We start from the raw sequence: 16169 nt of genomic DNA on the forward strand, positions 1-16169 counted from the left end.
AACCTAGCGCAACCCTTACGATTGCACCAGATCGAGCACACTCACATCACCGCCGCCCGAACTGTGCGATCAAGGCCGCAACCAGGAAGCCAAACGCAATCACACCCCAGACCATGCCGCCATCGGTGACATTGCTGCCATCAGACGTCACACAACTCGACTGCGATGCCGCGATACAATCGCGCCAGATCCAGTAGCGGGTGTGGAACACGAAGCCGAAAAAACCTGCCGCAAAGCCCAGGAAAATCGCGCGGATGCGTATCCGTCTCATCCCCTTGCCTTGGCGAGCTTCACCAGCCCGAGCATCGCCACCCCGGCAATCAGCCCCCAAAACGCCCCCGAGATCCCTAGGATCGAAATCCCCGACGCCGTAACCAGGAACGTCACGGCCGCCGCCTCACGCGTCTCCGGCACCTGGAACGCCGCAACCGAAGACCCCGAAAACGCCCCGATCAGCGCCAGACCCGCGACCGATTGAATGAGGATCGGCGGCGCCAGCGACACGAAGCCGGTCACGGCACCGGCCGCCAAGCCCAGCAGCACATAACCGATGCCGGCAATGATTGCCGCCCAATAGCGCCGCTTTGGATCCGCATGGGCATCCTCGCCCGCGCACATTGCCGCCGTGATCGCTGCAAGATTGACCGCATGCCCGCCAAACGGCGCTGACAGGGCCGAAAACAGACCCGTCACGGCAAACATCGGCCCCGGCTTAGGCTCGTATTTGTTGACCTTGAGGATCGCGATACCCGGAATGTTCTGTGAGGCCATGGTGACGATGAAGAGCGGCAGCGCGATCGAGATCAGCGCCGGCAGCGTGAATTGCGGCGCAACGAATTCTACCGGCGGCGCGAGCGACGCCGCCCAGCTCGCCATGGCGCCATCCGGCAGGTCGACGCCGAAGACGATGACAACGACGAAGGTCAGCAACGCAGCCGGCACCGCATAAAGCCGCTTGAAGGCCGCGACGACAGCCCAGACGACGAGGATCGGCAGACCGAGAGCCGCATCGAAGGCCACCGCCTTGAACGGCGCAAAGCAGAGATTGAGGATGACGCCGGCCAGCATCGCATTCGCAATCGGCGCCGGGATCGCAGCCACCGCGCGCCCGAAAGGTCGTATCAGGCCCGCAAGAATGATCAGCGCCGCACAGACGAGGAACGCGCCCACCGCTGCCGGAAAGCCACCCAGCGGAATGCCCGCCGTCGCCATGAGCGCCGCCCCCGGCGTCGACCAGGCAACCGAGACCGGCAGCTTCGTCCAGACACTCAAAACGATCCCGCAGATCCCCATGGCGACCGACAGCGCCATCAGCCCGGAAGCCGCCTCGTAATCCGTCGCACCCACCCCCTTCAGCCCCTGCAGGACGACGGCAAAGGAACTGGCAAAGCCGACAAAGGCGACGAGCACGCCCATGAAGGCAGCCTGGGGGGAGAAGTCTTTCAGCATGGCAGGACTCACAGCACCGGTCTCGATAGACGACAGCCGAACCAAATTTACGTCCATCTGGCAAGGCAGGCGCGGCCACCGCAAGACCTGCAGCCGGTGTTCAGGCGCCGGTCGCGGTCATTATGGCGCCGTCCCACGAGGCTTGCTCTACCGGGTCTGGCTCCTCGTAGAGCCGCACGCGGTTTCGCCCCGCCCGTTTGGCGACATAGAGCGCATGGTCCGCGCGCGCGGCGAGCCGCTTGGTTGACATCTCCTCCGTTGCCACCGAGGCACCGGCGCTCAGCGTCACGGGGATCGTCACGCCTTCATAGACGACGGTAAGGGCTTCCACCGCCTGGCGAAGCATCTCGCCGATCGCCAGCATTTCGTCTTCGGAGGCGCGGGGCAGATAGAGGCCGAATTCCTCGCCACCCGTCCTGGCAAAATAGGCGCCTTCGCCCAGCCGCGCCGCCATCGCCTGGGCCGCACTCTTCAGCACCAGATCCCCGGCCAGATGGCCGTAGAGGTCGTTCACCCGTTTGAAGTGGTCGAGATCTATGACCATGAAGCCGCCGCCTTTAGGTGCGAGCTTCGGCAGCCGATCCATCAGCCAGTAGCGATTGTGAATGCGTGTCAGGCTGTCCGTCTCCGTCAGCGCGATGAGCCGCTGCTCTGCCCGCTCCTGGACAAGGATGAGAACGAACATGGCGATCGCAAACTGGCACAGGATCAGCACCAGAAAGGTCGCAGCCGGCGGAAAGCGAAAGAGCTCAGGGGTCACGATCCCTGCAATCGTCGTCAAGGCGATCAGCGCCTTGAACGCCAGCGCAGCCGCAAGCCCGTACCGGCTGCCAAGCCGTTCCTGCTGTGGATCGGACAAGGCGAAGGCGGCGCTGCCAAGGGCATAGAGCGCCATGGCGGTCAGGAATGCCGAAGCGCGGTAGAGATTGACCAGGTGAAACTGCGTGACGAGGGCCACGACGGTGAGCACGGCAGGCGCCAGCATCAGCCACCACCAGCGCCCGGCCGGCCGCTCTGTCAAAAGATTGGCAAGGCCAATGAAGAACAGCGTGTAGGCCACGGGCCCTGTGGTGAAGGATACGAAGGTCCACGTCGCGTAATCGACCACCTCCTGCTCGCCAGCCCCGGCAATCAGAGATCCCAGCGCCAGAATGAGAAAGGCGACCGCCATCTTGCCAAGCCCCCGGTTTCGACGCGACCGGTAGCGCAGATAAAGGAAGCACAACGCGCCCACCGTCAGAGACAGAGGATGCAGGATCAGAATGGTCGCGAGGTCGAGATGCATGAGTTGTCCAGGACGTAACCGTTACCTCTGCAAGTAACAGCGCAGAGATTTCCGATTGCTGAAGACTGCCCGGCGCCCAACGCATGGCTGCACTCGCAGGAATGCAAGGCGGCAGGTCGCGAGTCGTCTAACCCGCTGCGTCATCTGCCCTTCATGAAAATCGGGCAGGCAATCTCTGTGCCGAAACCCTGAGCTTCCGCTTGCCTTTTTACCCCCTTTTGCCTATGGGACCCCTCCGACGCATTCGGGGCGTCCCGTTCACTTCCGCCAGATATGGCTGGGTTCACGAAGGATAGAGCCTTGATCCAGACTCCCTATTACCTGATCGACAAGTCCAAGCTGCTCCAGAACATGGAGAAGATCGCGACACTGCGCGAACTCTCCGGCGCGAAAGCCCTGCTGGCGCTCAAATGTTTCGCCACCTGGTCGGTCTTCGACTTCCTGCGCGATTACATGGACGGCACGACCTCCTCGTCGCTCAACGAAGTCCGCCTCGGCCACGAGCGCTTCGGCAAGGAAACTCACGCCTATTCCGTGGCCTATGCCGACTACGAAATCGACGAAGTCGTCTCCCATGCCGACAAGATCATCTTCAATTCGATCGGCCAGCTGACCCGCTTCGAGAGCCAGTCCTCCGGCATCATCCGCGGCCTGCGCCTGAACCCAGGCGTATCCTCTTCCAGCTTTGATCTGGCTGATCCCGCCCGCCCCTTCTCTCGCCTGGGCGAATGGGATCTGAAAAAGGTCGAGCCGGTCATGGAGCTGATCTCAGGCTTCATGATCCACAACAACTGCGAAAACGGCGACTTCGACCTTTTCGATCAGATGCTCGGCGACATCGAACAGAAGTTCGGTCCCCTGCTGAAGAAGGCCGAATGGGTCTCACTCGGCGGCGGCATTCATTTCACCGGCGAGAACTACCCGCTGGAGAAGTTCGCGGAGCGCCTCAAGCGCTTCTCCGGCGAGTTCGGCGTCCAGGTCTATCTGGAGCCCGGCGAAGCCTCGATCACCAAGTCGACCACGCTCGAAGTCACCGTGCTCGACAAGCTTTACAACGGCAAGGATCTTGTCGTGGTGGATTCATCCATCGAAGCGCATCTCCTCGATCTCCTGATCTACCGGGAAAGCGCGAAGGTCCACCCCAACCAGGGACCGCACCGGTACCAGGTCTGCGGCAAGTCCTGCCTTGCTGGCGATATCTTCGGCGAGTTCAATTTCGAACAGGAATTGAACATCGGCGACCGCATCTCGCTGCAGGACACCGCCGGCTACACGATGGTCAAGAAAAACTGGTTTAACGGCGTGCAAATGCCGGCAATCGCCATCCGCGAACTGGATGGCAGCCTCAGGACGGTCCGTGAGTTCGACTACACGGACTACGAACAAAGCCTGTCTTGAAATCCTTCAAGCCCAGGTTCTGACGATTGGACATAGGAGTTGGTCCCATTATGAAGAAGAACGTGCTCATCATCGGCGCCGGCGGCGTCGCGCAGGTGGTTGCCCACAAGTGTGCGCAGAACAACGACGTGCTCGGCGACATCCACATCGCCTCGCGCACCAAGGCGAAGTGCGACGCCATCATCGCTTCGGTTCACGAGAAGAAGGCGATGAAGCAGGAAGGCGTTCTCGAAGCCCATGCGCTCGACGCTCTCGACATCGAAGCCACCAAGGCCCTGATCAAGAAGCTCGGCACCGAGATCGTCATCAATGTCGGCACCGCCTTCCTCAACATGTCGGTGCTCCGCGCCTGCATGGACACCGGCGTCGCCTACATCGACACCGCCATCCATGAAGAGCCGAACAAGATCTGCGAAACCCCGCCGTGGTACGGAAACTACGAGTGGAAGCGCGCGGAAGAATGCGCTGAAAAGGGCATCACCGCCATCCTCGGCGCCGGCTTCGATCCAGGCGTCGTCAATGCCTATGCCCGTCTCGCCAAGGACGAATATCTCGACAAGGTGACCGACGTCGACATCGTCGACATCAATGCCGGCAGCCATGGCAAATACTTCGCCACGAACTTCGACCCGGAAATCAACTTCCGCGAATTCACCGGCGTCGTCTATTCCTGGCAGGGCGGCGAATGGAAGGTCAACAAGATGTTCGAGATCGGCAAGGACTACGACCTGCCGGTCGTCGGCACCCGCCGCGCCTATCTCTGCGGCCATGACGAAGTGCATTCGCTGGCCAAGAACATGGACGGCGCCGACGTGCGCTTCTGGATGGGCTTCGGCGATCACTACATCAACGTCTTCACCGTCCTGAAGTCGATCGGCCTCCTGTCCGAACAGCCGGTCAAGCTCGCCGACGGTTCCGAAGTGGTCCCGCTCAAGGTCGTCAAGGCCTGCCTGCCGGATCCTGCCTCGCTTGCCCCCAACTACGAAGGCAAGACCTGCATCGGCGACTACGTGAAGGGCTTCAAGGACGGCAAGGAAAAGACCGTCTTCCTCTACAACGTCGCCGACCACAAGGAAGCCTATAACGAAGTGGGCAGCCAGGGCATCTCCTACACCGCCGGCGTCCCCCCGGTCGCAGCTGCAATGCTGGTGGCCACCGGCGAATGGGACGTGAAGAAGATGGCCAACGTCGAAGAACTGCCGCCCAAGCCCTTCATCAACCTCCTGAACAAGATCGGCCTGCCGACCCGTATTCAGGACGAGGATGGCGACCGGGCTGTGGAGTTCTGAGAGCGCGGGCTAAGCGCTTGAGGATTGAGGGAATGCGGACCCCGCCGGAGCGATCTGGCGGGGTTACAAGTTTCTGCAGTTACACAATGGGTTTAGTGGCGTCAAAATAGCAAGCGTCACGCCAGATCACACATGTTATGCTGTGATGCAAAATGGGAGAGATCAACATGAAGACCGTGTATACCATCGGCTATGAGGGTACCGACATTGATCGCTTCGTTCAGACGCTTAAAGCGGTCGGCGTTCAATCCGTTGCGGACGTTCGCGCTGTCCCTCTTTCTAGGAAGAAAGGTTTTTCCAAAAACGTCCTTCGAGATCGGCTTGCACAAGAAGGTATTCGGTACTTGCCAATGCAAGATCTGGGAGATCCGAAGGCAGGGAGAGAAGCGGCAAAGGCGGGCAACTACGAGCTATTCCGGAAAATCTACACGGCCTATATAGAGCAATCCAACGTCGTTCCCGTAGTTGCAGATTTGGCCGACAAAGCCGAAGACAGTAGTACCTGCCTACTTTGCTTCGAGCGTGATCCTAAGACATGCCACCGCCTTATAGTGGGTGAGAAAATGGCGATGTTTGGATATCAGATGATGCATCTCTATGCCGATGATCCAAATCGGTACGTTCGAAACAGAGAGCGACTTACGGTTAGAGCAGAAGGCCTTGCTTTGCATGAGGCGGGTATATGAGGCTAATTAAAAGCCACTGATCCTGAAAGCGATGCTGGTTACCCATAAGAAACATAAGGTCATTTGAGGGAATAGCGACTTCCAGCTTAGCGCGGAATTTATCTTCCCACATGCTCCCGTAGTTGCTTTTGCAGTTCCAAAAAAGCGCACCCACTTCCCAGTCGACCAACTTGTGACGGAAAGAGACGTTTCCGGTTTCTGAAGCGCATTCATATCGATAGTAGAAGTCAAATGGCAGCTTTCGCAGCCGCCGAATCGAATGCTTATCTTCATCGAATAACCCGCCTTGCTTCTGCTCTTGTGCAAGCTTGGCAATCTCATCGTCCGTCCAGTCCGGGTTGGAAACCGGCTCGATGTCGAGACCTAAAACACGGGTCGGCTTCAAAAGAGCCAATGAGCTTTGCGTCTCAGCCTGATGGGAAACGATATCATCGAAAGAACCAAACAACTTCAGCTTAGACAGCAGACCGCGCCTTGCCATCCATTCCTTTTTGGTCGGTACTGTCGCACCCGGCAAAATGGTATCTACTTTGATCGAATAGCTCTCAGGACGATGATCACCTCGGGCCTTTTCAACCTTCGCGTCTATCCACTGCCATTTCCGAAACTGATGCTCTTCCGCAATATGGCGAAAAGGAACTGGGAATAGTCTAATCAGGGCGCCACTTTCAAGCATCCCCGCGACGCAGGATGTTTCTGCGTACTTGCCGCTAGGCGACGGATATGTCTTGCAAAGGATTAGTATTTTCTGGTCGAAGACTGGCATCGCCCCTCCACAGCCATCTATATATTTCAAACATGCCCAAATCGCCTTATGATTGCAAATATCAAATATTTGGCGGCGCGGAGATAGTAGGCTCCACCCATGCCAACATGAAGGAAATTCGGGTGCGGTTCGGGAAACAGGTCTGGCGTTTCGCCTTCGCCTTTGATCCGTCCCACAGCGCCATCATCCTCTGCGGCGGCGACAAGCAGGGCATGAGTCAGACGCTGTTTTACAAGACCGTGATCCGCAAGGCCGATACCCGGTTTTCAGCCTGGCTCAAGCAGAAACGCAATGGACACTGACTGGAAAACACTGCGCGCAGAACTGCCCGACGACGTCCGCGCACGGCTCGATGCCAAGCGCAATGAGCGACGGCTGGGCAAGGCGCTGGCCGAGGTCCGCAAGGCCATGCAGGCCACCCAACAGGATGTCGCAGCCCGGGCCGGTATGACGCAGAACACCGTGTCGAAACTCGAACGCGCCGACGACGTGCTCCTCTCCTCCGTCGTCCGCTACATGCGCTCGATCGGCGGCGGCGTCGAACTCGTGCTGAAGGCGCCAGATGGCAAGGAAAGCCGTGTCGATCTGACAACAGAAGCGAACTGAGCATATCCACCCCGCCCCCACCATGGTACGAGGCCGCCACACACCACCCACACCCGCCGAGACACCCGCCCATGCCCCCTGCCCTCCAAACCGACCTCACCGCCACGCTGCGTCCCCTCCTCACCGAACTCCACCAGTCCCCCGACCTCTTCCAGACCTGGGATGCCCATCTGGAGCTTGTCGCGGCCGGCGGTCTTGTGGTGGTGAAGTCGAAGCGGGCGAAGGGGCTGGTCGACAGCCTGTTCTGGGGCCGGGCGCCGGGATCCTCGGAGAACAAGCAGTTGCCCGAGGCGACCGCCTTTGCCGCCATCGACCGTTTTCTCGGCCTCGGCGCCCATCTCGCTCTGTCGGATGCGCTGCCCGAAGGTGCAGTGCTCGACGCGGCCTACCCCCACTGCGCGGTGAAGCTCTCCTATCGCAAGAAGGGCGCCCCGAAGGCGAGATCGCTGTCGATGATCTTCATCGGCTTCAACGACGAGGCAGAGGCGCTTGGCCATGCCGAGCGTTCAGGCGATGCACTGCCGCTGGTCAGGACTCGGCCTTTGATGGGCGAGCGCCTGCACGAATGGCGCTGAATCAATCCCTCTTTGCCTGAGACAAGGGAACTTTTGGGCGTCCACGGGCTTTCTCCGCCACGACAACGAAGGAGTTTCCCCATGTCCGCCAAGTTCCTGCGCGCAGCCCTGGTCACCACGCTTGCCCTCGCCGGCCTTCCGCTCGCCGCGCCCTTTGCAGCCACCGCGTCGGCGCAGGGCGTCGAGTTTCGCATCGGCCCGGATGGCGTTCGCCCGATCATCCGCGAGCGTGACGTCGACCGCCGCGATCGCAACCGTGGCTGCAGCCCGCGCGAAGCCCGTGCCGCGGCTGCCGAAGAAGGCCTTCGCCGCGCCGAAGTGGTGCGCGTCACCGATCGCAGCGTGACCGTGCGCGGCTTTACCCGCCGTGGCCCCGAGCAGATCCGCTTTGCCAATCGCCGTGGCTGCCCGATCATCTGATCGCAGCCTCTGAAGTCCAAGACATGAAAAAAGCCGCCGGATCGCTCCGGCGGCTTTTTTGTTTGTTGTCAGGCGAAAGCCTCAACCGATGTCGGCGTGGCTCTCGATGATACGGCCGACCAGGCCATAGGTGACGGCGTCTTCGGCGGAAAGCCAGTAGTCGCGGTCGATATCCTTGGCGATCTTCTCCTGGCTCTGGCCGGTGGCCTTCGCGTAGATCTTGATCAGGCGCTCGTTCATCTTGATGATTTCGCGGGCCTGGATCTCGATATCCGAGGCCATGCCGCGGGTGCCGCCAGACGGCTGGTGCATCAGGAAGCGGGTGTTCGGCAGGGCCAGACGGCGTTCCTTCGGAACCGCGACGAAGATCAGCGAGCCGGCAGATGCCGCCCAGCCGGTCGCGATGATGAAGACCTTCGGCTTGATGAAGCGGATCATGTCATGGATCGCGTCGCCGGCTTCCACATGGCCGCCCGGCGAGCAGACGAACACGCGGATGTCTTCATCGGAAGCGGCAGCGAGCGCGACGAGCTGCGTGCAGACCTTCTGCGCCAGCTCCATGGTGATCCCGCCATAGATGAAGATCGAACGCGACTTGAAGAGGTTCGCTTCCGTTTCCTTGCCGATCGGCAGTTCCTTGCTCTTGTCGTCTTCGTCTTCGTTCATCACAGGGGACAGTCCTCGTTGGTTTGGCTTATCCGCACATAGTGCGTCTGCAGGCTTAAGACAATGCGGGAAAAAGACAAGCATGGAAGCGATGAACAGGAGGTTGACACACATGCTTCGCCACCCGGTGTTCAACACCCGTTCTTAATATTAGCGGGATAATCTGCCGCTGACGAAGGAGCCCCCATGACGAACACCATCCGTCTTGCCGAATTGATCGAGGCACTCAGCCACGCGCTCGACATGACGGAAGGCCAGCCCGCCGGCCATTGCGTCCGCTGCTGCTTCATCGGCACGCGGATCGGCCAGGCGCTGGGCCTCGGTGAAGAGGCGCTGCGCGATCTTTATTACACGCTGCTCTTGAAGGATCTCGGCTGCTCATCCAACGCAGCCCGCATCTGCGAACTCTATCTGGCCGATGATCTGAAGTTCAAACACGACTTCAAGCTGGTCGATGGCTCCTTCCCGCAGATCCTCAAATTCGTGCTCTCGCACACCGGCATGGAAGCGGGCCTCGCCGAACGCTTCCGCGGCATTCTCAACATTTTCAAGAATGGCGGCGAGATCACGACCAGCCTGATCCAGACACGCTGCCAGCGCGGCGCCGAGATTGCCCGCCAGATGCGCTTCTCCGAAGAAGTGGCAAAGGGCATTCTCGATCTCGACGAACATGTCGATGGCGGCGGCCAGCCACAGGGGCTGAAGGGCACGGAAATCCACCTCTTTGCCCGCATCGCCCTGATGGCGCAGGTCATCGACGTCTTCTTCGTCCACCAGGGGCCGGAGGCCGCCCTTACCGAAATCCGCAAGCGCGCCGGCGGCTGGTTCGATCCCGAGATCGTCACGGTCTTCGAAACGCTCGCCACGCCCGTCTTCTTCGCCGAACTCGGCGCGGACAATCTGGAAGCCTATGTGCTGGCGCTCGAACCCGGCCGTCAGGCCATCCTCGCAGACGAGGACTATCTCGACGACATCGCCGCCGGCTTTGCCCGCGTCATCGATGCCAAGAGCCCCTATACGTCAGGCCATAGCGACCGCGTCGCCCTCTTCACCGACCTGATCGCCGAGGAGCTCGGCATGCCCTCGGCAGAGCGCCGCCGCCTGAAGCGTGCCGCCCTCCTGCATGACATCGGCAAGCTCGGCGTCTCCAACAGCGTGCTCGACAAGCCGGGCCGGCTCGAGGGCGAGGAGTGGGAGCAGATGAAGCGCCACGCGGAATTCTCCGAGACCATCCTCTCGCGCATCGCAGCATTCGCCGATCTCGCCTTGATCGGCGGCGCCCATCACGAAAAGCTCGATGGTTCCGGCTATCCGCGAGGCCTCAAAGGCGACCAGATCTCCTTCGAGACCCGCATCGTCGCAACCGCTGACGTCTTCGATGCACTAACCGCCGACCGCCCCTATCGTGCGGCTATGCCGGTCGCAAAAGCGCTTGCCATCCTCTGGGAGGGGGCGGGCCGTCACCATGACGAGACCTGCATCGCCGCCCTGGAACGGGCGCTTGCCCGGGCAGAACTCAAGGCAGCGTGAAAGTGCCGAAACCAATTAGGGAATTTCCGATATTCCTGGAGGTGTGATCTGGGAGTGCAGACCGGTGGTCACCTGCAGGGTAAAGTGATCAGTGCCCTTTTGCGGCTCGTCATCACCAAGCCCGATCGAGAGAACCGTCGAAGACTGCTGCCACTCGGCAACGATTTCCAGACCACCTTCGCGCGACGGCTGGATATGCCCACGCCACTGCGTCTCCATGGGACAGTCGGCGACGCCGTTGCGCCAGCTCACCTGAAAGGCGATCGTCTCGTCCACCATCCGCCCGCTGAGCTCATAGGGAATGCCGCGACAGCCCTTGCCGGGTGCGTTGTTAACGAAATAGCCCTGCAGCAACCCGTCGCGCCCGCGATCCAGCACCATCACCGAGCCGTGCCTGTTGACCCAGGTGGAGGTACCCGCGGCGATATCGAGAGGCAAGCGCCCCTCGCCGCGCGGCGCCGCCAGCAAGACGGTCGGCCAGAGAACCGATGCAAACAACAATGCAACCACTGTCATGCCAACCCTCCCGAAGTATCCGCGAATCAATATCAACACATGGTTGATTAAGAATTTATGGATATAGCGATGAATCGGTCGCGTTTCCTCGGGCTGTCACCGGGCGATGCGCGTCGAGAGGATGATCGACGACAGCGTCCGCTCGACACCCGAGAGCTCGCCGATCCGGTCGATCAGGCGATCGAGTTCCGAGATCGACGGCGCAGCGACAATGGCGATCAGGTCGTAAGGGCCGTTGACGGAATAGAGCGCAGACACCTCGCGGATCGCGTTGAGCTCCGCAGTGACAGCGGACAGCGCCTTGGGCGCGATCGTGATCATCACATGTGCCCGGATCAGCCCGCTCTGATAGGCATCCGACAGCCGCACCTGATAGCCGGCAATGACCCCCTGCCCCTCCAGGCGCTCAAGCCGCGCCTGGACGGTCGTGCGCGACAGATCGAGCCGCCGGGCAAGTTCGGCCACCGGCATGCGGGCGTTTTCCGAAAGCAGGGACAGTAGCTCCCGATCCTTGTCACTGATCTGCATTTCGCCCATTCCTTACGTCGATCTGTTCATATGGATACTGCATATTGGACATATCGTCACTTGGAATCGACATGCACCGCAGCCACACTGGTGGGATCAGTGAAAACAGGCTCGTGTCACACGGGCTCTCATGCATGCGAGGGGCAAATCCATGAAACACGTCACCATCATCGGCGCCGGCAAGATTGGCGGAGCGATTGCGCGCATGCTGGCTGAGACCGGAGACTATCAGGTTACCGTCGCCGATCGCAGCGCCGAACAGCTGTCCAAGCTCGACGCCCATCCGGCGGTCAAGACCGCTGAAATCGATATCGCCGATGCCGCCGCCCTCGACAGCCTGCTCTCCGGCCAATTCGCCGTGCTCTCCGCCGCCCCCTTCCACCTGACCGGCGCGATTGCCGAAAGTGCAGCCCGCACCGCGACCCACTATCTCGACCTGACCGAGGATGTCGCCACCACCCGCCATGTCGAAGACCTCGCCCGCGGCGGCCGTTCCGCCTTCATCCCGCAATGCGGCCTTGCGCCCGGCTTCATCTCGATCGTCGCGCATGACCTCACCAAACATTTCGAGACACTGGATACGGTCCGCATGCGCGTCGGCGCGCTGCCGCAATACCCGTCGAATGCGCTCAACTACAATCTGACCTGGTCGACCGACGGGCTGATCAACGAATACATCGAGCCCTGCGAGGCGATCGTCGAAGGCAAGCTGTCTGTCGTGCCGGCCATGGAAGAGCGCGAGGAATTCTCCCTCGACGGCGTGACCTACGAGGCCTTCAACACCTCGGGTGGCCTTGGCACCCTGGCCAAGACGCTGGAAGGCCGCGTGCGCACGATGAACTACCGTACCATCCGTTATCCGGGCCACCAGGCGATCATCAAGGCTCTTCTGAACGACTTCAACCTGAAGAACCGCCGCGACGTGCTGAAGGACCTGTTCGAAAACGCGCTGCCCGCCACCATGCAGGATGTCGTCGTCATCTTCGTCACCGTCTGCGGCTGGAAGGACGGTCGTTACCTGCAGGAAACCTATGCCAACAAGGTCTATGCCGGTGTGGTCGCTGCCAAGAAGATGAGCGCCATCCAGATCACCACGGCCGCCGGCATCTGCACGGTTCTCGATCTGCTCGCCGACGGCACGCTGCCGCAGGCCGGTTTCGTGCGCCAGGAAGAAATCGGCCTCGAAGCCTTCCTTGCGAACCGCTTCGGCCGGGTATATGACCCCGAGGTGATGAAGGTCGCCAAGGCGAGCTAAGAATTCTCCGGGGGGAGGCAGGACCGGAAGGTCCTCGAGGGGCGGTTCGTCTGACGGCGGACCGCCCCTATCGCGTTCCCGGCACGGCATCCGCCACCCACTACCGTCGAAACAAGTTGATCATCGAGATACACTGTTTCTTTAGCCACCTAAGTTAGGATATCCTCATTCTTGGATCTCCTGAAGCAGCGCGGCGCAGAGGTTCGATCCAGAGCCTTTTGGCACGATTGGGCGGGACATGATCGGAAAGGGCAGTCAGGAGCACAAGGTCGCTCGGGTGATCCGCGTCTATCAGGCCGTGTCGCTCGCAGTGGCTGCCTTCGCCCTTTTCTGGACCGTCATCTTCTTCGTCAATGGCCGCCCGATGATGGCGCTGGCCGAACTCTTCCCCGTCGTAGCCGCCCTCATCTGCTTTGCCCTGGTCACCCGCGGCCGGCTTGATCTCTTCCTGCTCGTTGCACAATTCAGCTTCCTGATCTTCGTCATCGCCTTCTGCCTGATGTTTGACGTGCCGCAAAATGGCGCACCGCGCGTCACCCATCTCTTCCTGCCGGTGCTCGGCATGCTCGCCTATATCAACCACCTGCGTCGCCCCTCGCGCCTGCAGCTGTCAGTCATTGCCGCGAGCCTCGTGGCCTTCGTCGTCCTCCATGCGGCAGATCTGCGCCTGCCCTTCGCCCAGCCGATCCCGCCGGAACTGCATCGCTACGGCATGTGGCTCAACCCGGCGATGGCAGCCCTGATCTTCTGCGGCGCGATCTATATGCTGCAGCGGCGTCTCTCCGCCCCGCGCGGCATCGCCCGCGATCTGCTGGCTGCGCTTCGGCACGGTGAACTCACCCTCGCCTACCAGCCCCAGACCGATCGGCAGGGCAAGGTTCTGGGCGCCGAAGCCCTGCTGCGCTGGAACCACCCGACCCGCGGCCCCATCTCTCCCGCCACTTTCATTCCAGCTGCCGAGGAAATGGGCCTGATGCCGATCGTCGGCACCTATGTTCTCGAACAGGCCCTGGAAACTCTCGTCCGCTGGCAGGCCGACCCGCAGCTCAGCGCCCTCAGGCTCTCGGTCAACGTCAGCGCCAGCCAGTTCAACGAGGATGATTTCGAGACGACTCTGCGCGACCTCATCACCCGCTACAACATCGACCCGACACGACTGAGGCTGGAGCTTACCGAAAGCGTGCTGATCGCCGGCCTTGAACCGGTCGCGGAAAAGATGGCGGCCCTGAAAGCGCTCGGTCTGACCTTCTCGCTCGACGATTTCGGAACCGGCTTCTCCTCACTCGCCTATCTGCGCCGCCTGCCAGTAAGCGAGCTCAAGATCGACCGCAGCTTCGTCGCCACGGTCGCCGATAACGATCGCGATGCAGCCCTCGTCCGCTCGATCCGGGCAATCGCCACCGATCTTGGCCTCGAAACCGTGGCGGAAGGCGTGGAAACCCCAGCCCAGCTCGCCTTCCTCGAAGCAACCGGCTGTCGGATCTTCCAGGGCTATCTCTTCGGCCGGCCGATGCCGCTGGCCGATTTCGAACTGTCCGTCGTCGCGCCTCAGCCGCAAGCCACGGCATCGCAGCGCCCCTCCCCGCGCCTCGCCGCCGGCTGAGCGGCGGCAACGCACATCGTCAGCCGAACCGCCCGAGCATCTTCAGCATGAAACTCGCCATGCGCCCATAGGGCGGGTAGAGGAACTTCACGCCCGAGATCGCCGACTGTTTGAGAACCGGCTTCTCCTTGCTGAGCGCCAGGAACCCCGCCTCGCCGTGATAGGCGCCGTAGCCGGAAGCACCAACGCCGCCGAAGGGCAGATCGTCCTGGGCGAGATGCAGGATCGTGTCGTTGACCGTGACGCCACCGGCAATCGTGCCCGAAAGCACCCGCTCCTGCGCCTGCTTGTCGTCGCCGAACCAGTAGAGCGCCAGCGGCCGGTCGCGATGGTTGACATAGGCAATCGCCTCGTCCAGCGTGTCATAGGGCACGATCGGCAGGATCGGCCCGAAGATCTCTTCCTGCATCACGGTGGTGTCGTCGGGCGCGCCGATCACGGCAACCGGTGAAAACACGCGGGCGTCGGGATCATGCGGACCGCCAAGCTCGACCACCTCGGCGCCCTTGTCGCGGGCTTCCTCGACGAGCCGGGTGAGCCGCGCGTAGTGGCGTGGGCTGATGATCGAGGTGTAGTCGGCATTGGCAGGCAGGCCGGGATATTGCCGGACGACCTCCGCCTTCACGGCGGCAAGGAAATCCTGAACCCGCCCGCGTGGCACCAGCGCGTAATCGGGCGCGACACAGGTCTGGCCGGAATTCAAAAGCTTACCCCAGACGAGGCGCGGCACGGCCTTGTCGAACTGCACGGAGGCATCGAGGATGGCGGGCGACTTGCCGCCGAGTTCGAGGGTAACAGGCGTCAGGTTCTTCGCCGCCGCTTCTGCCACCTTGCGGCCGACAGCAGTCGAGCCGGTGAAGACGAGGTGGTCGAAGGGGGCAGCGCTAAAGGCAGTCGCCACGTCGGGCCCGCCGGTGACAACGACCACCTCGTCCTCGGAAAACGTCTCGGCGACGGCCTTGGCCAGCACCTCGGAAAAGGCGGGCGTCAGCTCGGAGGGTTTCAGCATCGCCCGGTTGCCGGCAGCAAGACCGCCTGTCAGCGGCGAGAGCATCAGGTTCAGCGGATAATTCCAGGGAGCGACGATCCCGACCACGCCAAGCGGCTGGCGAAGGATGACGGCCGATGCGGGCTTGCCGGTCCAGGCGAGCGACACGCTTCGCGGCCGCATCCAGCGCTTCAGCTGCCTGCGCGCATGGCGGATCGCGGCGCGCACCGGCACAACATCGGTGAGCTCAGTGACCACAGCCGGCCGATTGCCGAAATCCTGCGAGATCGCTGCGGCAAAGCGCTCCTGCCAGGCCTCCACCATCCGATCGAGCCGCACCAGGCGATCGTCGCGGGTGGCATGAGCAGGCGTGACGTCCTTCGCCCAGGCCGCCTTTTGCGCGGCAAGCAGGGCGGCGATGCGCGCGGCGGGATCTGCAGCCTCTGCTTTCGGCGATACCTGTCCGTCCATGGCGGTTTCCTCTCGTTTTTTCTTCTTGTCCAATGTGGGCAGTTTACGCCTGTTTGTTCAAGGGAGAACAAATGATTTTTGGTGCGGCTCATCTCCCCCCTTGCGGGGGAGAACGGAAAATCGAAGGCTTAGGCGAGC

At 61.4% G+C, this 16169-nt stretch carries 18 protein-coding genes; 10 read left to right on the plus strand and 8 right to left on the minus strand.

Annotated features, from left to right (window positions below; all coding sequences use genetic code 11):
* Positions 1-46: 46 nt before the first annotated feature.
* The 3 genes from C0V73_RS00750 to C0V73_RS00760 all read right to left on the minus strand — a co-directional run bounded on the left by C0V73_RS00750 (position 47) and on the right by C0V73_RS00760 (position 2734).
* Positions 47-271 carry a hypothetical protein gene (locus tag C0V73_RS00750; protein WP_102018093.1) on the minus strand — a complete coding sequence of 75 codons (225 nt, stop codon included), beginning with the start codon at positions 269-271 and terminating at the stop codon, positions 47-49.
* A complete protein-coding gene (locus C0V73_RS00755; RefSeq protein WP_102018094.1) occupies positions 268-1449 on the minus strand; it encodes a benzoate/H(+) symporter BenE family transporter in 1182 nt (393 codons plus the stop codon). The genes C0V73_RS00750 and C0V73_RS00755 overlap by 4 nt, the downstream gene beginning before the upstream one ends.
* 100 nt (positions 1450-1549) lie before the next feature.
* Positions 1550-2734: a GGDEF domain-containing protein gene (locus tag C0V73_RS00760; protein ID WP_102018095.1), complete on the minus strand. Its 1185-nt coding sequence runs from the start codon at positions 2732-2734 to the stop codon at positions 1550-1552.
* 300 nt (positions 2735-3034) lie between these two features.
* Here C0V73_RS00760 and C0V73_RS00765 point away from each other — a divergent pair, with 300 nt between their 5' ends.
* From C0V73_RS00765 to C0V73_RS00775, 3 genes are all read left to right on the plus strand, one after another.
* Complete coding sequence (locus C0V73_RS00765; RefSeq protein ID WP_102018096.1) at positions 3035-4132, plus strand: carboxynorspermidine decarboxylase; 1098 nt, start codon at positions 3035-3037, stop codon at positions 4130-4132.
* Positions 4133-4182: 50 nt separating this feature from the next.
* Positions 4183-5421 carry a saccharopine dehydrogenase family protein gene (locus C0V73_RS00770; protein ID WP_102018097.1) on the plus strand — a complete coding sequence of 413 codons (1239 nt, stop codon included), beginning with the start codon at positions 4183-4185 and terminating at the stop codon, positions 5419-5421.
* A gap of 167 nt (positions 5422-5588) precedes the next feature.
* The gene (locus tag C0V73_RS00775; RefSeq protein WP_102018878.1) at positions 5589-6107 is read left to right on the plus strand and encodes a DUF488 domain-containing protein; all 519 of its coding nucleotides are present in this window, start codon (positions 5589-5591) and stop codon (positions 6105-6107) included.
* Here the strand turns inward: C0V73_RS00775 and C0V73_RS00780 are convergent.
* Positions 6067-6873: a hypothetical protein gene (locus C0V73_RS00780; protein WP_102018098.1), complete on the minus strand. Its 807-nt coding sequence runs from the start codon at positions 6871-6873 to the stop codon at positions 6067-6069. The genes C0V73_RS00775 and C0V73_RS00780 overlap by 41 nt on opposite strands.
* A 32-nt stretch (positions 6874-6905) precedes the next feature.
* Between C0V73_RS00780 and C0V73_RS00785 the strand changes: the two genes are divergently transcribed.
* The 4 genes from C0V73_RS00785 to C0V73_RS00800 all read left to right on the plus strand — a co-directional run bounded on the left by C0V73_RS00785 (position 6906) and on the right by C0V73_RS00800 (position 8474).
* The gene (locus C0V73_RS00785; RefSeq protein ID WP_245407843.1) at positions 6906-7175 is read left to right on the plus strand and encodes a type II toxin-antitoxin system RelE/ParE family toxin; all 270 of its coding nucleotides are present in this window, start codon (positions 6906-6908) and stop codon (positions 7173-7175) included.
* The gene (locus tag C0V73_RS00790) at positions 7165-7479 is read left to right on the plus strand and encodes a helix-turn-helix domain-containing protein (protein WP_102018100.1); all 315 of its coding nucleotides are present in this window, start codon (positions 7165-7167) and stop codon (positions 7477-7479) included. The genes C0V73_RS00785 and C0V73_RS00790 overlap by 11 nt, the downstream gene beginning before the upstream one ends.
* Positions 7480-7550: 71 nt before the next feature.
* The gene (locus C0V73_RS00795) at positions 7551-8054 is read left to right on the plus strand and encodes a hypothetical protein (protein ID WP_102018101.1); all 504 of its coding nucleotides are present in this window, start codon (positions 7551-7553) and stop codon (positions 8052-8054) included.
* Positions 8055-8135: 81 nt separating this feature from the next.
* Positions 8136-8474, plus strand: coding sequence for a hypothetical protein (locus tag C0V73_RS00800; RefSeq protein ID WP_102018102.1), 339 nt, complete (start codon positions 8136-8138; stop codon positions 8472-8474).
* Positions 8475-8555: 81 nt separating this feature from the next.
* Here the strand turns inward: C0V73_RS00800 and C0V73_RS00805 are convergent, their stop codons facing one another.
* Complete coding sequence (locus C0V73_RS00805) at positions 8556-9140, minus strand: ATP-dependent Clp protease proteolytic subunit (protein ID WP_054151449.1); 585 nt, start codon at positions 9138-9140, stop codon at positions 8556-8558.
* 186 nt (positions 9141-9326) lie between these two features.
* Here C0V73_RS00805 and C0V73_RS00810 point away from each other — a divergent pair, with 186 nt between their 5' ends.
* Positions 9327-10670 (plus strand): HD-GYP domain-containing protein, encoded by a 1344-nt coding sequence (locus C0V73_RS00810; protein ID WP_102018103.1) that lies wholly within the window; start codon positions 9327-9329, stop codon positions 10668-10670.
* A gap of 15 nt (positions 10671-10685) precedes the next feature.
* Here C0V73_RS00810 and C0V73_RS00815 read toward each other — a convergent pair whose 3' ends face one another.
* Positions 10686-11186, minus strand: coding sequence for an avidin/streptavidin family protein (locus C0V73_RS00815; RefSeq protein ID WP_102018104.1), 501 nt, complete (start codon positions 11184-11186; stop codon positions 10686-10688).
* A 96-nt stretch (positions 11187-11282) separates the two neighbouring features.
* Positions 11283-11714: an Lrp/AsnC family transcriptional regulator gene (locus tag C0V73_RS00820; protein WP_102018879.1), complete on the minus strand. Its 432-nt coding sequence runs from the start codon at positions 11712-11714 to the stop codon at positions 11283-11285.
* Positions 11715-11865: 151 nt separating this feature from the next.
* Here C0V73_RS00820 and C0V73_RS00825 point away from each other — a divergent pair, with 151 nt between their 5' ends.
* Both C0V73_RS00825 and C0V73_RS00830 read left to right on the plus strand, forming a co-directional pair.
* Positions 11866-12969, plus strand: coding sequence for a saccharopine dehydrogenase family protein (locus C0V73_RS00825; RefSeq protein ID WP_102018880.1), 1104 nt, complete (start codon positions 11866-11868; stop codon positions 12967-12969).
* A gap of 238 nt (positions 12970-13207) precedes the next feature.
* The gene (locus tag C0V73_RS00830) at positions 13208-14572 is read left to right on the plus strand and encodes an EAL domain-containing protein (RefSeq protein ID WP_102018105.1); all 1365 of its coding nucleotides are present in this window, start codon (positions 13208-13210) and stop codon (positions 14570-14572) included.
* 19 nt (positions 14573-14591) lie between these two features.
* On the opposite strand, the gene C0V73_RS00835 is transcribed toward C0V73_RS00830, so the two are convergent.
* Entirely contained in the window at positions 14592-16031 is a 1440-nt protein-coding gene (locus tag C0V73_RS00835) for a coniferyl aldehyde dehydrogenase (protein WP_102018106.1), read from the minus strand.
* Positions 16032-16169: the final 138 nt, after the last annotated feature.

This window comes from Rhizobium sp. TH135, from assembly GCF_002855515.1.
Classification (GTDB): Bacteria; Pseudomonadota; Alphaproteobacteria; order Rhizobiales; family Rhizobiaceae; genus Allorhizobium.